17 protein-coding genes are annotated in these 21589 nt (G+C 38.3%); 7 read left to right on the top strand and 10 right to left on the bottom strand.

Features of this window, described 5'->3' with window-relative positions; translation table 11 throughout:
• Window positions 1-27 precede the first annotated feature (27 nt).
• The 3 genes from O0V13_RS20435 to O0V13_RS20445 are packed head-to-tail and all read right to left on the bottom strand — an operon-like array spanning window position 28 to window position 5288.
• A complete protein-coding gene (locus O0V13_RS20435) occupies window positions 28-909 on the bottom strand; it encodes a YicC/YloC family endoribonuclease (RefSeq protein ID WP_268036879.1) in 882 nt (293 codons plus the stop codon).
• An 11-nt stretch (window positions 910-920) separates the two neighbouring features.
• Complete coding sequence (locus O0V13_RS20440) at window positions 921-4223, bottom strand: biopolymer transporter Tol (RefSeq protein WP_268036880.1); 3303 nt, start codon at window positions 4221-4223, stop codon at window positions 921-923.
• An 18-nt stretch (window positions 4224-4241) separates the two neighbouring features.
• On the bottom strand, window positions 4242-5288 hold the full coding sequence (locus O0V13_RS20445; RefSeq protein WP_268036881.1) for an NAD(P)/FAD-dependent oxidoreductase: 1047 nt from the start codon (window positions 5286-5288) through the stop codon (window positions 4242-4244).
• A 55-nt stretch (window positions 5289-5343) separates the two neighbouring features.
• Between O0V13_RS20445 and O0V13_RS20450 the strand changes: the two genes are divergently transcribed.
• The 5 genes from O0V13_RS20450 to O0V13_RS20470 are packed head-to-tail and all read left to right on the top strand — an operon-like array spanning window position 5344 to window position 12405.
• Window positions 5344-5997, top strand: a complete 654-nt coding sequence (locus O0V13_RS20450) for an MBL fold metallo-hydrolase (protein WP_268036882.1) — start codon at window positions 5344-5346, stop codon at window positions 5995-5997.
• A complete protein-coding gene (pssA, locus tag O0V13_RS20455) occupies window positions 5994-6686 on the top strand; it encodes a CDP-diacylglycerol--serine O-phosphatidyltransferase (protein WP_268036883.1) in 693 nt (230 codons plus the stop codon). The genes O0V13_RS20450 and pssA overlap by 4 nt, the downstream gene beginning before the upstream one ends.
• Window positions 6683-9919: a type IX secretion system sortase PorU gene (gene porU / locus O0V13_RS20460; protein WP_268036884.1), complete on the top strand. Its 3237-nt coding sequence runs from the start codon at window positions 6683-6685 to the stop codon at window positions 9917-9919. The genes pssA and porU overlap by 4 nt, the downstream gene beginning before the upstream one ends.
• The gene (gene porV, locus O0V13_RS20465; RefSeq protein WP_442780941.1) at window positions 9916-11130 is read left to right on the top strand and encodes a type IX secretion system outer membrane channel protein PorV; all 1215 of its coding nucleotides are present in this window, start codon (window positions 9916-9918) and stop codon (window positions 11128-11130) included. Before porU ends, porV begins: the two co-directional genes overlap by 4 nt.
• 3 nt (window positions 11131-11133) lie before the next feature.
• A complete protein-coding gene (locus O0V13_RS20470) occupies window positions 11134-12405 on the top strand; it encodes a M16 family metallopeptidase (RefSeq protein WP_268036885.1) in 1272 nt (423 codons plus the stop codon).
• Window positions 12406-12408: 3 nt separating this feature from the next.
• Here O0V13_RS20470 and O0V13_RS20475 read toward each other — a convergent pair whose 3' ends face one another.
• The 3 genes from O0V13_RS20475 to O0V13_RS20485 are packed head-to-tail and all read right to left on the bottom strand — an operon-like array spanning window position 12409 to window position 14684.
• Window positions 12409-13359 carry a glycosyltransferase family A protein gene (locus O0V13_RS20475; protein WP_268036886.1) on the bottom strand — a complete coding sequence of 317 codons (951 nt, stop codon included), beginning with the start codon at window positions 13357-13359 and terminating at the stop codon, window positions 12409-12411.
• A gap of 1 nt (window position 13360) precedes the next feature.
• Window positions 13361-14287, bottom strand: a complete 927-nt coding sequence (locus O0V13_RS20480) for a hypothetical protein (RefSeq protein ID WP_268036887.1) — start codon at window positions 14285-14287, stop codon at window positions 13361-13363.
• Window positions 14259-14684 (bottom strand): sugar 3,4-ketoisomerase, encoded by a 426-nt coding sequence (locus O0V13_RS20485; RefSeq protein ID WP_268036888.1) that lies wholly within the window; start codon window positions 14682-14684, stop codon window positions 14259-14261. Before O0V13_RS20485 ends, O0V13_RS20480 begins: the two co-directional genes overlap by 29 nt.
• Window positions 14685-14791: 107 nt before the next feature.
• Here O0V13_RS20485 and O0V13_RS20490 point away from each other — a divergent pair, with 107 nt between their 5' ends.
• A complete protein-coding gene (locus tag O0V13_RS20490; RefSeq protein ID WP_268036889.1) occupies window positions 14792-15406 on the top strand; it encodes an IMPACT family protein in 615 nt (204 codons plus the stop codon).
• On the opposite strand, the gene O0V13_RS20495 is transcribed toward O0V13_RS20490, so the two are convergent.
• From O0V13_RS20495 to O0V13_RS20505, 3 genes are read right to left on the bottom strand one after another with little or no spacing between them, the layout of a single operon-like run.
• Entirely contained in the window at window positions 15395-15997 is a 603-nt protein-coding gene (locus O0V13_RS20495) for a 3'-5' exonuclease (RefSeq protein WP_268036890.1), read from the bottom strand. The genes O0V13_RS20490 and O0V13_RS20495 overlap by 12 nt on opposite strands.
• Window positions 15994-17451: a Na+/H+ antiporter NhaC gene (gene nhaC, locus O0V13_RS20500; RefSeq protein ID WP_268036891.1), complete on the bottom strand. Its 1458-nt coding sequence runs from the start codon at window positions 17449-17451 to the stop codon at window positions 15994-15996. Before nhaC ends, O0V13_RS20495 begins: the two co-directional genes overlap by 4 nt.
• Before the next feature lie 45 nt (window positions 17452-17496).
• A complete protein-coding gene (locus O0V13_RS20505) occupies window positions 17497-18627 on the bottom strand; it encodes an NAD(P)/FAD-dependent oxidoreductase (RefSeq protein ID WP_268036892.1) in 1131 nt (376 codons plus the stop codon).
• A 76-nt stretch (window positions 18628-18703) separates the two neighbouring features.
• Between O0V13_RS20505 and O0V13_RS20510 the strand changes: the two genes are divergently transcribed.
• Window positions 18704-19183: an Mpo1 family 2-hydroxy fatty acid dioxygenase gene (locus O0V13_RS20510; RefSeq protein WP_268036893.1), complete on the top strand. Its 480-nt coding sequence runs from the start codon at window positions 18704-18706 to the stop codon at window positions 19181-19183.
• On the opposite strand, the gene O0V13_RS20515 is transcribed toward O0V13_RS20510, so the two are convergent.
• Entirely contained in the window at window positions 19177-21456 is a 2280-nt protein-coding gene (locus O0V13_RS20515; RefSeq protein WP_268036894.1) for a patatin-like phospholipase family protein, read from the bottom strand. The two genes, O0V13_RS20510 and O0V13_RS20515, sit on opposite strands and share 7 nt — an antisense overlap.
• Window positions 21457-21589: the final 133 nt, after the last annotated feature.

The raw sequence follows: 21589 nt of genomic DNA on the forward strand, positions 1-21589 counted from the left end.
AAAAGGGGGCTAGGCCCCTTTTGTTATTTATAGAACATTCATCGATTGTTCCTTGATTTTTTCAAGTTCATCTTTCATGAGTATCACATGCCTTTGGATACCTGCATCATTAGCTTTTGATCCGATAGTGTTGATTTCTCTTCCGATTTCCTGACTGATGAAGCCCAATTTTTTCCCTTGGTTGGTTTCTTCTGCCAAACATTTTTTGAAATATTTCAAGTGAGTATCTAAGCGAACAATCTCTTCCGTGATATCCAATTTCTCGAAATAATAGATTAATTCTTGCTCAAAACGATTGGCATCAAAAGAATTTTCATCCAACCACTCTTGAAAATGATTCTTGATTCTAGACTGAATTCTTTCTTTTCTACCACCTTCGTCAGTTTTTACACTTTCCAATCCACCGGCTATGGTTTCTATGTTTTCCAACAATTTATCCTCCAGAACCTTCCCTTCGTCTACCCTGAAATCATTGCATTTATTAACTGCCTCGGTAATTACTTTTTTCACCAATTCCCACTCAGCCTCTGTATCTCCCTGCTCAGTATTTGTATTGGTAATTACCGATGGAGCTTGTAAAGCCAATTTAAATAGCTCTGAGGAACTATCTCCCACTTGCTTTGCCAAAGCAGTAAACTTACCATAATACGCCTGAAACAACTCCTCATTGATAGTCACAGGAATATCAGAAGATTTCTTTGCCAAAAACTCAACGGATAGACTCACCTTGCCTCTTTCCAAAATTGATTGGACAAGATTTCTTATTTCTAATTCTTTATCTGAAAATTGTCTTGGACTGCGAATTGATAAATCCAAAAATTTGGAGTTAAGAGTCTTCACTTCTACGTGAATCATAAACTCCTCATTTTCCCATCCGGCATTTCCGAAGCCGGTCATTGATTTAATCATGCTTTGTTTTTTTAGAAATTATAGCCCAAAGTTACATAGAACTTCAAATCTTCCGCCTCATAATTTCTAATTGGTCGAGCTACATCAAATTTCACATAGTAATTAAGCAAAACTGTCCTCAATCCTGCACCATAACTTTGAAGCCAAGGATTATTGAAATTATTTAAAACAATGGTAAATGGTGAACCTTCAGTATTTATCACTTCCGTGTTTTGGTCATTGACACGCTCCCAAGGTGCTGATTCATCCCATGCAGATCCAATATCATAAAATCCTACCAATTGGAAATTTCGGATGAAATTGGAAGTGATATTTCCCCGGGTTAAATAGGAGAAGATCGGAATTCTCAATTCAGTAGTGAAAGTTATTACATTATTCCCTCTGATCTCATCATAATCATAGCCTCTCAAGTCCATGAAATCCGCAAATAAGATGTTGGAGTTTTCAACACCTGTCGGATTCCTCACAGGAGAAGATTCTGGCCTATTTGATGGTGGATTATAGAATTCATTAAATAACCAATTATCCATGCCTCCAACTAAATAAGTCTGTGGATTTTTACCAAAGAAAGACCCCGCATACAATTTGGAAGCTATAACAATATTCTTATGAATTACTTGATAGTTTCTCAAATCCAAATAGAAATTACTAAAACTTCTTTCCCTATGATTCAAACCTTGAAAATGGACAAATCCAACCTTTCCTTTGAACCCAGTTTGAGAATATAAACCGATGTTACGAGTCTTGTCGAAAACCAATTCAGCTTTTGCACCGCCATAATTCACATCGAATCGATTCTCTTCTGGAACTTGTCCCATAATCAATGAATCCGGATTCAAGTTGAAATACTGAGATTTAGCAATGAATGGGGCTACTGTAAATCTAGTATTTACATTAAAAGGATAAGAAATTCCTGCCTCAACTTTTGTCAAAACGTACTTTTGGAAAGTAATATCACCTTCTGAAATTCGAATTGTTCTTCGATCAAATCTTCCTCTGAAATCCAATCTTCCCGGCAGGTATTCATATTCAAAATACAAATCTCCTCCAGATCTAAAATCCAATGCTGTGGTCACACCTCCCTGAAATGAATGGTTGTCCAAAAGGTCAGTCATCTTTCCTTGAAGGCTAATTCCAAATCCACGCAAAGGATCTACAATAAATCTAGTATTGATATTATTGGTAAAGAACTGGGGCTCCATTCTTCTTGGCCCAACAACTCTTTTTTGAAGTCCTTGCCTTCTAAAACTTTCGAGCAAATTAATTTTATTTTCCTGACCCGAAGTAGAAACTTGTTGGCGATTAGGAACAGTACTAGGAAGCGTGTCGAAAGTATAATTTTCAGTATTGATTCCATTTCTATTCTGGAACTTCAATCTGTCCAGATTTATGGAAGTTGTTTTGTTATTTGCAGAAGTATCTATCTGAACCTGACTCTCCTCCACGGATTTTTGGGCTGGTAACGGCTCACTCTTTCTTTCCACAAGTTCTTTTTGGGCCTCTTCCATTACTCTTCGGGCAGCAATTCTTTCATTCAAACTTTTGGCTTGCTCCAATTGCACTCTTGGAGTACTTGGAGTGAATTGATCCGATCCGCTATAATTTTGCAAAACCAAAAAGCTTTCCTTTCCATCTCTTACAGAAAAAGCAATTTTATTCATTCTTGAATTCACATCGAAAGATTCCAAACTCAAGTTATATCCGGAAATTTGACTCGTTACCTGACTGCCTATAGTCATTCTCATCAAATTATTGATACCACTCAGATCACTTAAATAAATTACTGAATTGGAATTAACCTTTCTAGGTCTAATGTTTTTACTCGATGCATTTGTCAACCTTGAAATTCGAAGTGTATCTCTATTTTCAATCAAGAACAGATTGTAACTATCCTGAAATTTCTCAAGACTCTCTTGATTCAAAGTTGAATCCGGCTCATCGGTAAAATTGGTAGAATATATGATGGTAGAATCATTTAAAAACATCGGGGTAAGATCATCAAATTCATCGTTTGTCAACCTTCTTCCCGAGCCCCTTGTATTCAACGTATAGATATCGGTTTTCCCATTAGAAATAGCAGATAAAACCATGTTCTTACCTGTACTGTTGAAATCAATACTTAGAATTTCAGTAATATTTCTCAAAAATATTTTATCCTGATTACTGCCGTCAATTGAACGCAATCTTAAAGTTGTAATTCCTCTTTTGAAGGAGGCAATCGCCAAATTAGCAGAATCCCTCCATGCAATTACGGGTGCTCGGAAATTTGGATTTTGATCTTCATAAACTGACCCTCCTTGCATCAAAGTCCTCTCATTTCCAGTACTTACTTCTCTGATTTGAACTTTAAATTTTCCTCCATTATTAATTACATAGGCTAGATTCAGCCCGTCTGGACTAAATTTAATATCATTGATCACACCAATTACACGGCTGGAGGTTTCAGCTATAGCATTTTCTCTATCAATATTTTTGAAGTTTTGAGTGACCTGCTGATTGATTGTCAAATAGTATTTTTTCCAATCGTCGGTAAAAGTTTTATAATTCAACCCAACTGTATTGGCAATACTATTTTCTTCATTCCTATTAATCCGCGAAAGATTTAGAATACTGGAAATATACCTTCTACCATATCTTTCTGCGATATAATTCCAAACAGATTGTCCGACTAAAGCAGCCTCTAAAGATTTAAGCTTTAAAATTTTCGGGTTTTCCTCCTCAGCTAAATAGTGGCGTATATAGTCATCCATTTCTCTACTCCAACCTTTGGCCAGATATAAAGCAATCCCATCAACATACCATTCTGGGAATCCATTCATTAAATTAGATTGAAATGCATCTGCAACGGAAGCACCATAAAGCATTTCTTGAATTATCACCTTTGAAGTCCCATAAATCAGATCTTCTTTGAACAAATCCATTTCCCCTTTGAAGGCTACCTCAGCTATCAATCGGCTAAAATTGGTTTGACCCTCCTCACTAAAAGTCTCCTTATTGAGATTGAGATTACTTTGCAAAAGTTCCTCCGGAGAATTGTAGATATAAATTTTAGGTTTCGTATAGGCAACATAACCTATCATCTGGGTCAATCTATTAAATTCCGATTCCAGGTACTCAATTGCCATCTTGGCATTAGCCCCTCCACGGTCGTAGTAATACACCTCAAAATTATTTGAAGAGTAGAAATACCATTCAAACTCCTTGTGTTGAACCCTGTTTTTACCGAACCGCTCCTGGTCAAATTGGGCGAAAGCCCCTCCAGCAATCAGCCAGAAACCTAAAAAAAGAACAAATCGAGTCAACTTTAAATGCATTCTTAACGGTGGTTTTGTCTAAATATAATTAAAATACCTAGCGATATCTACCTCCTGTGGAATGCTTGTAGATTCTACTAGATACTGCACCATGATTTTGCTATAATATGGAATCAGAGAAACGCCTTTGGCTCCAAAACCATCGAATATGTAAACGTTTTGCTTATCAGGATGTTTTCCCAAAAATGGTTTTCTATCCTTAGTAGCAGGACGTATTCCAACCTTATGTGATACATATGCCTCAATCGGCTGATTCACAAGCCCCGCCAATCGCTCAGTTAATTCATTTTTTGCTCTTTCCGTAGGTCCATGATCTAAATCATGCCAAGTATAGGTAGAACCAACTCGATGAACTGAATCTCCTAAATGAACTCGAAACACTCCCCGATTGACAATATAATCCGGAGAAAAGTCTTGTTTCACTTCCAAAATTTCTCCCTTCACAGGGGCAAAAGGGAGAAAATCAAAATAGCTTGATTGATGTGCTGCTACTCCATTACAAAATATCAAATTTTTGGCTTTAAGTCCTTCATAATTCCAAAACTCGTCCTCAAATTTCAACTTCTCTAAATTCAACCACTCTTTTTTCAGATCTTCTCCGAAGAACTTTCTCATTCCATCAAGCATGGTCACGATATCCAACCATCCGCAATTTTTAAGCTTTACCCCGCCAAATGGATCGTTTAAAAATTCAGACTGGCTTTCTTGAACTATTTCTTCCAAATAATCCGAAAAGGAATCATCTGCACTATTTCCCATCCATTCATTTTGCTCTTCGATGGAAATAAATGGCCTATAAATCGACTGTTGATGCAGAAATTTTTCCTCACACAGATTTTCCAACTCTTTATAAAAAGGAATAATCTCGGGAAATATCTGATCTGCATTCCAAGTCTTGACCATTTTCCTGCCAGTCACTGGATTAAATAAACCTGCAGCTACCCTACTGGATTGATTTGATTCAGCCTGGTCATAAATCTGAATTCTAAACCCGGATTTTTTCAATCTATAACCTAAAGCTGTACCAGCCAGTCCCTGCCCGATGAGCAAAAAATCTGTTTCCATAGATCAAAATAAAGGTTTTATTCCTTAATTTGTTTCTATTGGAAAGACAAAAACAATGTTGAAAATTAAGTCCTTCACCTTCAATCCTTTTCAGGAAAACACCTATGTCGCCTATGATGACAAAGGAAATGCTGCCATCATTGATCCAGGATGCTATGAAAAGCATGAAAGACAAGAGTTGAACAACTTTATTGAAGAAGAAGGTCTAAAACCTCTATTGCTTCTTAATACACATTGTCATATAGATCATGTATTGGGTAATGCATGGGTAAAGCGAACTTATGGTATTCCATTCTTAATCCATCAGAATGAAGTCGCTGTCTTAAATTCAGTTCAGGTCTATGCCCCCAACTATGGATTCTCTCTATATGAAGCCATTGAGCCAGATGGATACCTGAGTGAAGGTCATGATATTGAAATTGGTAGTGAAGAATTGAAAATCTTGTTTGTCCCAGGCCATTCACCGGGTCATGTAGTATTTCATCACGAAGGAACCAACACCTGCATTGCCGGAGACACTTTATTCAGAGGAAGTATTGGAAGAACTGACCTTCCTGGAGGAAACCATGAACAACTGCTAAAAAAAATAAAATCGGAACTTTTTAGCCTTCCGGATCAAACTATCGTTTATCCTGGGCATGGTCCTGAAACCACTATTGAGTTTGAAAAAATCCACAATCCATTTGTTGGCAAAAATGCATCCTTTTGAGTATTAAGTCACAAATCCCGAATAGCCTTACACTGCTCAACCTCCTATCTGGTGTGATTGGGATCAGTTTTGTTTTGAATGGAAACATCCAATCAGGCGCTTTCTTCATTGTTCTCTCAGCCGTTTTTGATTTTTTTGATGGTTTTGTCGCCAGAATATTAAAAGTTTCAGGAGAATTAGGAAAACAATTAGACTCCTTAGCTGATATGGTTTCATTTGGAGTCTTACCCGGTTTCATAGCATTTGAAACTTGCCGACAGCTGACTGATTTGAAATGGCTTCCTTACCTGACTTTGATTATCCCCATCTTATCGGCCTACCGATTGGCAAAATTCAATATTGATACAAGACAATCTGACAGATTCATTGGCTTACCTACTCCTGCCAACGCGCTGTTTTTCAGCACACTGCCTTTCCTGGGTGAGAAATGGAATTTTTTGGACGGAGTTTTACAAAATCCTTGGAGCTGGATGGTTCTTTCTTGGATTTTCTCTATTCTTTTGGTGAGTGAAATCCCCCTGATTGCTTTGAAATTCAAAAGCTTTAAACTCTCAGACAACCTATTCAGATACTCATTACTCGGCCTTGGAGCTATTTTACTTTTGATTTTTGGAATCGGAGGAATACCTCTTATCATCGTATCCTACTTGATTCTTTCCCTATTGGAAAATGCAATTGGAACCTCATGAGAGCTCACTGGGTAAAAGTCTATGTGATCTTTCTTTTGGGATTACTTTCCCTTGAAAACTCTTTTGCCCAATCCAGTTATCTAAAAGTTCAAATTACCGAAGAAGGAGTATACAAGATAGACTCTGAAACCCTTTCGGATTTTGGATTTACCAACTTGGAAAATATTGCTTTTTTTGGCTATCCAGGTTCTCTTCCTCAATTGATATCCGAAAACTCGCTTGAGCTTCAAGAAATTCCAACCCAGTTGAAAAATGGAGAACTGTTTGTTTTCCTATCAGGAGCCCATTCTTTTCAGTGGAAAGAAGAATTTGAATATTCTCACCACATTTATCGCGATACTCTTTCTTATTTAATCGGGATCAAGGAAAAACCCTTACGGGTTAATCCCAAAGAAAGTGTTGCTTCAAGCCAAGAAAACACATTGGTTTACGAATGGTCCGCTGTCAAAGGGGAAGAAATCAACATCTTGAATTCTGGAAGAAATTGGTATTCAAGCCCCATTTATAGCGGTTCATTACGATCAATTCCTTTTAGAAAATCTTCTGACATAAGTGCTCCATGGAAAATCTTTGGAACCTTGATGGGGCAAAGCATCAATGAAAGCTCGATCAGACTTTTAGAAAACGGAAATGAAATTTTTCAATCCACCATTCCTGCAATCCCAAATTCCAGTTACGGACTAAAAGGTGAAGTAATAAGGTTCGCATCGGACTTTTCTTCAAGTCAAAACTCCATTCAAACAATTGAACTGAGTTATACCAGTTCAGATCCGAATGGAAATGGCTATTATGATTTCATCGCTTTGGGTGTCCCCACATCGACCGAAAACTTGGACCAAGGCATCTATTTCAACCTTTCTGAATCTCCTGTTTTGACCAACAGCTCGGATTTGGAGTATTGGAATGTCACAGACTTCTTCCAACCTGAAGCTTTTGATTTTTCTATTGAAAAAGGAATTACTGGAAAAAAAATAGTCGCATTTAACCCAGATCAGGCACTTAGTTTTGAAAATATATCAGAAGTCAGCTTAGAATTAAGGGAGCAATCTTCTTGGCCAGAATTACTAATCATAAGTCCAGAGTTATTTATTTCTGAAGCAGAAAAATTGAGAGTGCACAAACTCACTCAAGGAATACAGGCAGATGTCATCAAGCTTCAGGAAATTTATGATGCATTTGGTTATGGCAACCGAGACGTTGTCGCAATACGGAATTTTCTAGCTTGGCATTTTCAAAAGGGAAAAACTTTAAAAAATGTCCTTATGCTAGGTAAGGGCACCTTTGATCATAAAAACAAACTGGGAGGTCGTCCCAATTTAATCCCAATCTACACAAGCAGAATCAGTTTGAATCCTTTAACTACTTACAGCTCTGATGATTTTTATGGACTTCTGGAAATCGGACAAGGGAATTGGGAAGAATCCAAAGAAGGTGACGAATTTCTGCAAATTGGGATAGGCAGACTTCCTGTGATCACTGTTCAGGAAGCAGCTTTAGTGGTCAATAAAATCATCTCCTACGAATCCAACCCTTTACTTGGTGATTGGAAAAAGAATCTCACCTGGATGGCTGATGATGGAGATAGCAATATCCATCTGAGGGACTCAGAAAAGCTGTCAGATTATCTTTCTTCTACCTACCCTGAATTTGACCAGAATAAAATTTACCTGGATCAATTTCCTCAAGTGTCTAATGGGAACTCCCAAAGTTCACCAGAAGCCAAATCAGAGCTTTTAACCACTTTAAAAGAAGGTACGCTTTTCATCAACTACATCGGGCATGGAAATGAAACCACCCTGACGGAAGAAGAAATTTTCAGAGTTGAAGATATTCCAAACTGGCCTGAATTTGATCAATTAGCGCTTTGGATCACGGCAACCTGTGAATTTGGAAGGCATGACAGCCCTTTTCTTCGTTCGGCAGCTGAGGAACTATTGATCGCCAAAAATAAAGGAGCAATAGGGCTTCTTACGACGGGGAGACCTGTATTCAGTTCAGTAAATTTCACTTTAAATCAAGCTTTTATTCAATCAGTTTTACAATCTGAAAATGGACAGTATCAGGATTTAGGTACGATTTTCAAAAAAACCAAAAACAACAGTTTGAATGGCGCATTAAATAGAAATTTCAGTCTCTTGGGTGATCCGAGCATGAGATTGTCTAGACCGGAGTTTAAGATACAACTCAGCTCTTTTAAAGATAAAGATGGAAATGAATTGGAAACAATCCCTGCTTTGGAGGAAGTATATTTTGAAGGTCAAATTATCAATTCATCCATGAGCTTAGAATCTGGATTTGAAGGAGAATACACGCTCGAAATCAAGGTCCCAAATCAAAGTCAGAAAACGCTGGGAGATGAAAGCAGCCCTATTGAGTACTCTTTGGAAAAAGACAATCTGGTAAGAATGAAAGGGGAAGTTATCAATGGCAAATTTCAAGGAATACTAAAAATCCCAGGAATTGATGAAGAAGTTCAGACAGGAAACATAAAGCTATTCGCCTCTGATCCAAGAACAAATCAGGAAGCACTTGGTGAGGAAGAAATTCAATTGGGAAGAATTTCTGGTCAAAATCCAATTGATACCGAGGGCCCGATAATCGAGGTTAATGTAAATGAGAAAAAAGCTCCTTGGGTCTTCCCTTCCAGATCAGTTTCAATTTTGATCAACCTTACGGACTCCTCAGGAATAGATATATCTGGAATTGACCCGGAAAAAAACCTTCAAATCACAATAAATGGTGCTAAAACCATTATATTAAACGCAAAGTTTTCAAACCTAGACGGTGACTTTAGGCAGGGAGAAGTCCTGCTGAATATTGACGATTTAAATGAAGGGATTAATTTTCTTGAAATTCAAGCAACGGATTTAGCAGGGAATCAAAGTATCTTTCAATTTGAGATTCAAGTAGAAGGAAGCACCCAGATTCAAATTCTAAACCACATTGTTTATCCAAACCCAGCTTCAGTTTCAAGTCAATTTGAAATCAAACATAATAGACCAAACGAAACCTTAAATTTGTCAATTGAAATAATAAATTTAAACGGTCAAATACTAAATAATGATTCTTATCGTTTAGTTGAGGCCAATGAAATTATTACGGATTTGGTATGGATTTTTTTGCAAAACCAAACTAAATATCCAGCAAAAGGAACTTATATTTACAAATTAACGCTTCACTCTGAAAAAGACGGAACATCAGATTCCGCAAGTGGAAAAATTGTCATTGAATGAAAATAAAAGCCATAAAGAAGGAGTTCGGATTACTTTTGGGGGCCATGACCCTAATGGGCTCTTCGGCATTGGCACAGAACTCAGTGGTTGTTTCTGGTCAGGACCCTGACCGAAGAGTGATCACGACGGCTGTACCTTTCCTTAATTTTGCTCCTGACTCCAGACATTCAGCTATGGGCGATGTCGGCGTTGCCACTACTCCTGATGCAAACTCAGCACATTGGAATAGTGGGAAATTGGCTTTTGTCGATGATCAAATGGGCTTTTCTCTTTCCTATTCGCCTTGGCTGGGAAAATTGGTCAATGACATGTCCCTCAGTTACCTGACTGGTTTCTTCAAAATTGACGAAAATTCAGCCTTCGGATTTGATATGCGCTACTTCAATATGGGTGACATCCAATTGACTGATGGTAGAGGAAATGAGTTGGGAGAATTCAATCCTAGAGACATTGCAATCGGAGCAACCTATTCCAGAAAGCTATCCAGCTACTTGGGTCTGGGTATTTCTGCACGTTTTATTCATTCCAATCTTTCTGGCGCAATTTCTTCCGTAGGAGGAAGTGAAAGTAGACCAGGTATCAGCGTAGGAACTGATGTCGGCCTGTATTATAATAAGCCAATTTTAGCTGGGAACAAAGAAGGTACTTGGTCTTGGGGGGTGAACATCTCCAACATCGGACCGAAGATCACCTACAATAGCGCGGATGACTTGGATTATATCCCCACCAATCTTCGAATCGGAACTGCCTATTCCATAGAGTTGAATGAACTCAATGAATTGACTTTCGCCTTAGACTTCAATAAGCTTTTGGTACCAACTCCTCCTGTATATCAAACCAACCCTGACGGAACTTTGGCAACTGATGAGGATGGGAATCTTATCATATCTAGAGGAAAAGATCCTAACCGTCCTCTAATCTCAGGTATGTTTGGTTCATTTGCAGACGCTCCTGATGGCTTTTCTGAAGAACTTCAAGAAGTGATGGTTTCTTTTGGAGCTGAGTATGTCTACAATGACAAATTCGCTTTGAGAACCGGTTATTTCTACGAAAACAAAAACAAAGGTGGAAGAAAATATTTCACCATGGGAGTAGGATTTGACCTTGAGAAAATAGGTTTTGACTTTTCCTACCTAGTTCCACAAACACAAAACAATCCATTAGCAGAGACCTTGAGGTTTACGCTGATGTACACCATTCCAAGCAATTAAACTATGTCTTTGGACAGAAGTCAAGCACCGGAGTTTCAGATTCCGGAGGATTTCCAATTGGTTCAACCTGAAAAGTTTACCCTTCAATCAGGAGCCTCACTTTATTTCATGCCTACCCCCAATCTTGATGCGGTAAAAATCGAAATAACAGGAAAAGGCCAAAGAGCCATTCTTCCACTTTCCCAAACCCTACTCCCTTCATTAACACTTCAAATGATGCTGGAAGGTTGTGCAGACAAAAGCAGTGAAGACATTGCCAATTTTCTGGATTTTCATGCAAGTGAAATCTCTCCTGTCGTTTCTTTCGGATTTGAGGGACTGAGTCTTTTGAGTACCAAAAATCATATATTCGAGATACTTCCACTATTATTGGAGATCATCCATACCCCGACTTTCCCAGAAGACATTCTAGCAAAAAGAAAATCCCAGAGAAAGCTCAGCATTCAACTGGAAAGAGAAAAAACTGCCTCCAGAGCCGGACAATTATTTAGACAGGCTCTTTTTGGAAAAACTCACCCCTATGGTATTGAAGTGGACTTTCACCATGTGGATGAAATTACAAAAGACCAAATGGAGTTTTATTCCAAAAACATGCTTTGGCAAGATTTGGAAATATTTGTAACGGGTAATTTTGATAGCGAAGAATGGAAAAGTTTAACTGCCTTTTTGGAGAAAATTCCCAATAGACAACTTGCTGAATCTGTTCTAATCCCTGAACCTGCTAGCACTTTAAAAATAGAGGAAAACCGACCAAACTCTGTTCAAAGTAGTTTGAGACTTGGAACCTTTTCAATTCCAAAAAACCACCCAGATTACATTGCTTTAACTGTTTTCAATACTATTCTCGGTGGTTATTTCGGTTCTCGATTAATCAAGAATATCCGGGAAGACAAAGGTCATACCTATGGAATATATTCCAGTCTAGCGGAAATTGGAGACTCGAATTACTGGTTAATTTCTGCGGATGTTCAAAAAGATTTTAAACAGGAGGTGATTCGCGAGATCTATCATGAAGTTCATCAATTATTCACTGTTCCCATTTCTCAAGACGAGTTAGAAATAGTCAAAAATTACCAAATCGGACAGATGCTTTCTAGGTTTAGTTCCTCTTTCGATTTAATGGATCGATTCAGAGCTGTCCATTATTCTGGATTGGACCTGAGCTTCTATGAAGAAAAACTGGATTATTTGAAAAATTTCCAAGCAGATGATGTTTTAGCGATTGGACAGAAGTATTTCAAAGACAAGGAACTGATTGAAGTATCAGTGGGATAAACTTCAGGTGATCCGAACATATAGCCACGAAACATCCACCTTCCATTTAGCCCAAAGCTTGTATAGCTTAAATTTGAGTGATTTCAGACCACATTGGATTCCCAAATGAATAAATCCCTCAGCTACACCAAAATTGGCCGACCAGAGAGCATGTTTCAACTCATACATAATCCTATTTTGTAGCGCATTGGTCTCTCTTTCACTTTCATTCATCTGTAGCGCCTTTTCACAGACCTTCAGTGTACTGGGAAGCATTTTAGATTCATATCTCTGATATTGACCTGATGACATAGAATCCCCATGGATTCTTTTCAAGACCCCTACGTGATCTGAGAAAAGGACAGGGTATTTTCTAGCCAGTCTTAATTGAATATCGAAATCCTCATAATACAAATCAGGATCGTAACCGCTTTCTTTTTTTAGAATCTCAGCATTGAACACCATAGTTGGAGCAGATATAAAACTTCTTTCCAAAAGAGTCTCGTAGATCAATCCCAATTCAATTTCTTCGGCTATTTCACCAAAATCATTTCTCTTATAAAAAGTCCTGATCTCTCCATTGGGTTCTAAAATATAGGCATCAGAAAACACAAAGGCTGCTTTTGGATCCTTAACCAGCATATCTACAGATTTAGAAATATGGTCTGGATATAAAACATCATCTCCCGCCAAGTCCACAACATAATCCACATCCATCTCGGATAGGCACTCATTGAAAAGTTCACAATATGGTTTCGGCTTATCGAGAAAGCGAGTTTTCACTGAATACAAGCCCGTAAACTGCCCAAGCCATTCCTGAATCTCCTTTCGGGTTTGATCTTTACTTCCATTATCGACTATCAGAAATTCTTTATGGTAATAGTCTTGGAGAGATACACTTTCGAGAGTTTCTTTTACCCATTTTTCATGATTATAGGCAATACAAATAATTCCGACATGAGGTTTCTCGATCATTTCAAAAAGCTTTCTTCCAAGTTAGCTTATTTGAAACATCATTGGAAAACTTGGATTTAAAAAACATCAGGCTATGATTTACATCTTTTTCTAAATCGGAAGACCCTAAATCGACAAAATCCACTTTTAAATCTACCGCCAACTGAAACAGACGCATCAAAAGAACCTCTCCCAAGTTTTTGATCGAGACTTTTGGATCGATGGCAGATTGAAAATAATAAAGACTTTTAGGGGTCAATTTCACCCCCAATGTATGAGCCACTGGCGTTTCATTTTGCCAAATAGAAATCAAATGGTAACACTCGGGGAATTCCGAAACCTGATTAATCAACCTACTTTCATCCAAGTTAATCTCATACCCTCTGCTCCTATTCCAATGTCTTATTTCTTCCAAGAAAGAGAAGTTTTGAACGGGATGACAGGTAATCTGAAGTTTGTTCTGAGTGACTTTTTTTGCAACCTTCGGCTGATCATTTTGGGTCAATTTCTTCAATTTCTTTTTGCCGACATAAAACTGATGGGCCAAAACTTCTTGGCATTGATACCCATTTTTGAAAAGCAGATAAGAAAATAAATCCTGGGACGCTTGATAGGGTTTTGGTGCCTGGGTAATACTTAATTCAATCACCCCTATTGATTTTAATTTGTATTCCATGGACTGAAGAAAAAAATCAGCCTCCTCGGAATGGAGCTGTTCCTCCATCCAAAACCCACCAAATGGAGCTTTTGGTAATGAATTGGCTTTGCCATCTTTGACTGCAAAGGAAATGATTCCTTTCAGCTTTTCTCTTTTGTAAATATTAATATCCCAATAGTCCCCTTGACCTGAAAGGGTTTCATTATAAAGTAAATATTCCTTCCTGTCTGGTGAAGCGGGGATGAGTTCCACCCAAAAATTATCAGTGATTTCCTTCTTGAATACTTTCAAAGTCTTTTATGTTTCGGATATAATCATCTTCAGAATAAGCCTGATCGGATAAAACTAATAAAACTGCTTTTTCTCCAAATTGAGTCTCCACCCAATGCAAAGGCGGGATAAAAAGCCCTGTATCGGATTCGTCCAAAACGAAAGTATGGACTTCTTGTCCTGGTCGGTGAACCATCACCTTTATTTCACCATGAATAGCTACCAAAACCTGGGATTCTTGCCAATGAGCATGACTTCCCCTAGAGACATTTGTGGGTACATCTGAAATCCAAAAACAACGCTGAATTCCACTTGGAAATAGTTTAGCGTTTTCCCAAAAGACCAAATTTCCTCTATCGGATTTCCGACTATCTAATGTGATCAATCGAAGTGTTTCTTGTTGGGTCAATTTATCCATTTGAAAAGCAATCGACTTAAAATTAAGATAAATCCAAAGGATTCTGGATTACACTTCCGTTAATTTTCTAATTTCGAAAACTGATACTTGAACCAATCCCCAAATTTTTGGAAGATCAACTAGCTTCAGACACCTTTCTCACCTTAGCAGGAGAATCCAGCGGACTCTTCAAGGACCGAAACAGCAAATTCCATTATTATGCTTTTCCAGTTCGATCAGAGGAAGAGGTCAAGGAAAAACAGGCCGTGCTCAAGAAAAAATATTACGATGCCAGACATCACTGTTATGCTTTTGTGATCGGTAGAGATGGTGATTTTTTCAGAGCTTCTGATGATGGAGAACCCAACCATAGTGCTGGAGATCCTATTTTGGGACAAATCCGATCCCATAACCTGACCAATACCCTCATCGTAGTTGTGAGATACTTTGGAGGCACTAAACTAGGTGTAAGCGGCCTGATCAATGCCTATAAAACTTCAGCGGCTTTGGCTATTGAAGAAAATGAAATTATCGAGGAGCAAGTCAAAGAGCAAGTTTCCATTCATTTTCCATACCCTGTGATGAACGATGTGATGAAACTGGTCAAACTGCACGAACTGGAAATCGTGGATCAAGAAATGACTCTCGATTGCAAAATGACACTGGAGTTCAGGGAAAAGCTAAAAGAAACTGTTCTTGAGACTTTGGGAGATATTCAGGACTTAAAAATCCTAGAACCCTAACAGCTCATCCAAATAACCCTCTATTCGGAGCTTTTTAAATACCTCCAAACATGCCCAAGCATCTGTGGCAGCGTAGCGCAATTGCTTTTCGGTCAATTCTATCGCCTCCCAATTAGAAACTTGCTCTGATTTAGAAATTCTCATTCCCAAAACCATGGCAGTTAGGTTTCGAACGCCCACATTGTGAAATCCGACCTTTTTTAGCTCATCATTCAGATCAAAAAAGGAGTTGGCATAAAATGAATCGGTCAACTTTGCCAAACCTTTGATGTCATCATGCACCGCCGCTCCGATTTTGACTATCGTTTCTCTTTCCAAAATACCCCGAATGGAATCCGGAAAACCAATCTCATTTAACCTAAATAGGAAAGCCTGCTTTGGGGTAGAAAGCTGAAGCAAAGAAACCTGATTGATAATTCCCTTTTTGAAGGAAGGTTTGGTTTCGGTATCGAAGCCCAATAATGGCTGTTCCTCTAAAAATTCTACTACTTCATCCACCAATTCTGCGTCATCTATCAAATAGATTTCTCCTTCGAATTGGCCCAAAGGCAATGCATTTACTTCTTCTTTACTTATCCGAAATGGGATCATGCTGTAATTTCTTCCTCGTCGTAAAAATTAATTCCAATTTTCAGGTATCCATATAGGATAGTCATAAATGGGCTTATTATGTTGAAAAAGCAAAATGGAGCATATACCAAAGTTGCCACACCCAAAACCGACGCCTGAGTAGCTCCGCACGTATTCCACGGAACCAATACTGAGGTAACAGTGGCAGAGTCCTCTAAAGTTCGACTTAAGTTTTCGGGCTTTAATCCTCTTTTTCTGTAAATGTCGGCATACATTCTTCCAGGGACCAAAATTGCCAAATATTGATCTGAGGTAGTGATATTGAAAAACACACAGGTAGCTGCAGTGGTAGCGATCAATGACCCAACTTTATGAACTTTTTTGATGACAGCTTCAGCCAAAACCCGAAGCATACCACTTACCTCCATTATTCCTCCAAAAACCATCGCACAAACTATCAACCAGATGGTGTTCAGCATTCCTCCCATCCCTCTAGTCACCAAAAGCTCATTCACTACATCATTGGATGTCACCACCGAAATTTCTCCATAAAGGGACATCATCACAGCTTTGAAGCTTTGGTAAGCAAAAGAGCCAGACTCATTCGCAATCAGCTGAATAATTTCTGGTTGGAAAATTATTGCAAAAACACCTCCCAACAGAGCACCGATCAATAAGGCAGGAATTGCTGGGACTTTCTTAATAATCAAGGTAAGTACGACTGCAGGCACTATAAACAACCAACCATTGATATTGAATTTCTCTAAAATGACCGCTGAAATAGCCTTTACATCTTCCACCGAACCTTGAGTTTCATAATTAAAACCAATCACAATGAAAAGAATCAAAGTAATGGCTATTGAAGGAACAGTCGTCTTCGCCATGTGCCTGATATGTGTGAATAAATCTGTCCCTGCCATTGCTGGGGCCAAATTGGTCGTATCAGACAATGGGGACATTTTATCTCCAAAATAAGCCCCGGAAATAATCGCCCCTGCAATTATCCCTTCTTCAAATCCTAGAGCTCTGCCAATCCCCAATAATGCCACACCGACCGTAGCCACTGTTGTCCAAGAACTACCTGTGGAAACAGAGACCACACCACTCACAAAACAAGCAGCAAATAGGAATATAGTTGGACTTAAAACCTGAAGACCATAATAAATCATAGCAGGTACAATCCCACTCAACAACCAAGTTCCCGCTAAAGCTCCAATTAAAAACAATATCAAAATACTAGACATAGCCGAGCTGATGCTATTAATGATCCCATCTTGGAGGGTTTCCCAGTTGAATCCGAGCCTAAAAATGGCCACTAAAGCGGCAACTCCTGCAGATAAAACCAATACTATTTGATTGGACCCTGCCAACCCATCAGTACCAAAGACTCTGATATTCAGAACAAGAAGTATGATCAAGAAAATCAGAGGAATCAGTGCATCTAGCACTTTGGGTTCTTTTAATGGTACCTGCATTGATAATATATTGGTGATTTAAACTTTGAATCTAACCAAAAAAAATTAATTCCCTTTTCTCAAAAGGTCGCTCAGCTCCTTTCCTACCTGCCATCCAAGAGCTACTCCCATACCTCCTAAACGCACGGCTGCGGCAGTTTTCTCCCCTACCTTTTGAAGAATGGGGGTTTTCGTTGGACCGAAACCCATAATTCCCGTCCATTCAATCTCCCATTGGATTTCTTTTCCGGGAAAAATAACTGTGGATGCCAAATCTTTAAGATGGTTTTGAATTTTGGGATTAACCGAAAACTCTGTGGTATTCTCTCCTTCAAAATCCTTATTCCTAGCTCCCCCCAAGAGTAATCTTCCATCAACAGAACGAAAATAAACATAGCCCTTATCCATGTGAAAACAGCCTTTCCATGGAACTTTGAATCCCAGAGGTTTAGAAATCATCACTAATCCTCTACCTGGTTCAATCCCTGATTCAGGCCATATTTTTTTAGTAAAAGCATTAGAGCAAATGGCTACCAGATCCCCTTCAAAATTAAATTCTCGATTCAGGCCATTATCCATTGCTAACAATTTCCCCGTATCTTTTTCAATTTCCAAAACTTCAACTCCGGTAATGATTTTTACACCGGTTTTCCCTGCCAATTCCCATAATGCACTCAGGTATTTTCCAGGATCCAATTCTCCTTCAAATGCATTTTTGACTACTGCCTGAACTGAATCAGAAAACCCCAGCTTATCAATTTTACTTACTTTGGAAAAAACAGGTCCTTTGAATGTTTTCTTTAGGATTTGATTAATCTCTGGGATTTGTTCGACAGCTGTCAATTGATCTTGATCTATCAATTCAAATCCACCAAGCGTTTTGTAATTCAAAGCTTTGTCTCCAAATTCTTTTCTGATCTTTTGTAAGCCTTTGTATCGTCTTTGAACCAATTCTACCACTTCATCCTGAGTCATGGTCCAAAAGTCATCCAAAATCTCCGTCAAACTCCCAAAACATGCAAATCCGGCATTTTTCGTACTCGCTCCAGTTGGAAAAATACCTCTTTCCAAAACCAAAACTTTCGCCTTGGGGTGCTTCCTTTTAAAATGAATGGCTGTAGATAAACCAACAAAGCCAGCTCCAACTACGACCAAGTCATGTTTCAAAAAGTGCTTTTCTTCCCAATAGCTTAACATTTTACCTGAGTATTAAATTTTGAGAGTGAGAATTTGTAATTTATATGCAAAACTTAAGAAATATACCCAAAATGCCATGAGAAAAATAGATGAGCTGCTGAATGAATATGGTTTAAGCCATCAAAATCCCACCAATAAATTAATCCATTGGTTTTGCGTTCCAGCCATTTTCTTTAGTGTCGTAGGTTTGATTTTTAGCATCCCAGCAGGCCCACTTCCTGAATTCTTTCCTCTTCTAGACAATTTTGCCAATTGGGCCACTGTAGTCCTTTTTATTGTATTGGTCTATTATATAACCCTTTCAGGCCCCTTAACTTTGGGAATGTTATTTTTCTCTACTATTTGCCTGGCTTTAGCAAATTTTCTAAGCTTGACTTTTCCCGGAAAACTTTGGATGATCAGTTTGGCCATTTTTATCATAGCCTGGATCATTCAATTTTATGGCCATAAAATAGAAGGTAAAAAGCCCTCATTTTTTAAAGATGTCCAGTTTCTGATGATTGGCCCGGCATGGCTCATGCACTTTATTTACAAAAAATTAGGTCTATCTTATTGATTAGCAACTTCAATGAAATCTTGACTTTCAAACAACTCTTTGATCCTGGCCAATGAATTCTGGTTTTTGGAAGTGTGAATACTCAATAAGATGGATTTCTTTTCAATTGCGGTTAACCTCCAGTTCAAGGAGGCTCTCTGCATGGTCTCTTGACTACCCGTCAACTCCTCAGTCTGCACCAATTCAGGAGCATATTCAAATTCGATTTTCTCCAAATCAAAAGGCATTGATTCTGCCATGTAGTTGAATAGTACTTCATTTTGAATGGTCTGCACATTATCCCAATTGGAATAAATATTTTTCAGTGGAGTAAAAACTTTTTCAAATAAACGTGGCGCAGGAGTCTCTGGAATCTCCAATGATTTTTCCGAATCTCGAATAGTAATCAGAACCACTCCAGAGGTATTTTCCGCAATCCATTTTTGAAATACATAAGTAAACCTCAAAGCATCCTGAATTCCAAAATTATCTGAAAGACCCGTATCCATCGTTTCCATGATAGGGTCTGAAGGCAATTGCACATTGGGAGTGATAAAGGGAAAGGTCGCACTCATCCTCAGAGCAGTTAAAAACCGAAGGTCCTCAGCATCCTGATCCCTAAAGAATCTCAAGAAATCAATACTTTGCTTTTTCTCATTAGCTCCTAATTTCCCCATAACTGAAGTACCTAAATAAGACATGGAATGGGGTGAAATTACCAATTTCCGTCCATCATTTGTGATCAAGGAAGAAACAGGCATCATAGGAATCTCCCCACTTTCTTCAGGTACTTTATAGGCATGAAGTGGCTTATCCAATACTCCTTTGGTATTGATATTAAACTGATTCTCAAAAGCAAAACCCCTATCTTTCAGATACTTAAACCCGTTATAGGAATAATATTGGTTCCGTATCAACAAGTCATTGACCAATAAGGAAAAAATAATGGGATTGAGATTATCATCAGACATTTGATCCAGGTAAACAGAATCTGCCGGATTTATTTGTGGGTCAGACTTGGACCTCAGGTACAATTCTCTGAAAAATGCCTCTCCCAAAACTCCTCCTGAAGCACCGGTAAATAATTCCGTATGGTGGATTACCTCTCCCTGATTGATTTCATAAATATTCTGCAGGACCAATAAAGTCCAAAGAGCCGCCCGTTGCCCCCCTCCACTAGCAGCGATCAACACCATTTTCGGTTTTGCATCTCCAGTTTTATTTTTCCACTTTTCCAGAATAGCCTCCGTATTTTCTCTATCCTTTTTGACAGTATCGGGGTCCAAAATTTCATTCAACCTTTCTAAGTTATAGGGAGCTGGGCTGACTTGATAATTCATTCCGAAAGCTTCATGAGGTCTGTTTAAAAATCCAAAATTTGAGAAGTAATTTGCCAAAATCAGAATTGAGAACACTACTACTGTTGACCAACTTCTCAACCAAAAACTGGCAGCCCCAACCAACATGACTAAAATTGCCAGCAAAATCGTAGCACTCATCGCTGCTGGCAATTGCAAAATTGGGTTTTCCTTAAAAAAGCCCAAAAACAACACAAAGAGGATTAGAATAATTTGTATTAATAGAAGGTTAAGATGATTCTGATCAAATACTTTCAATAGCTTTTGACTCTCAAACCTAGAAATATCCGGTCGCACAGGAATCATTCTAAAATTGACTCCGAGATAGTATTGAACCGTATCTTTCTTGCTTTTCAATTCATTATATCGACTCAATACGTTGGCCCTAGTCAGTTTCACTTTCTTAAGCCTTTTATTGAGATTTCCAGCAAAAAGGATGAAAAAGTCTTTGTTTGTAAATGCGAAATATGCAAATATTAATGCATACGACAGTAAGCTGCCAAATGTAAATCCTGCAAAGTAACCCAATACCCTCCAATCATTTGGCAGACTATTATGTAATTGAAACTCGATAAATTTCAGGCAATAGCAGAAATAAAAAATCGTAGGAATAATTGAATTATTGATACAATAATGGATGAAAGGTTTATTGACTACTGCCAAAAAAGGGAAGTTTCTCCCGTCCATAATATAGGTAGTCATATGGAATGCCATCGTAAAGATCGCAAATCCAATCCCCATCATTAAGAAACTCAACCAAGATACTTTATGAAGGTATTCGGGATCCAAAAACAAGAAAGGAACTCCCAAAACAACTCCGAACTTTTCGAAGATAATAATCAACAGGAGCACCCAAATCAGGATCAATGCCAGGTTTTTCTTCAAGTGGAGTAAAAACAACTGGACCGGAAAGCTATACCAAAGTTTATCTCTCATGGGGAATGATAATCCTAAAAGTTACATCTTTTATTTTCATCCCAAAAAAGCAAAAGCAAACATGATTGATTTTCAATCAATTAAATCATTCTAAAGAATTCGATCAGTTTTTTACAAAAATCCACATGGTCAT

Source organism: Algoriphagus sp. PAP.12 (assembly GCF_026652115.1).
Lineage (GTDB): Bacteria > Bacteroidota > Bacteroidia > Cytophagales > Cyclobacteriaceae > Algoriphagus.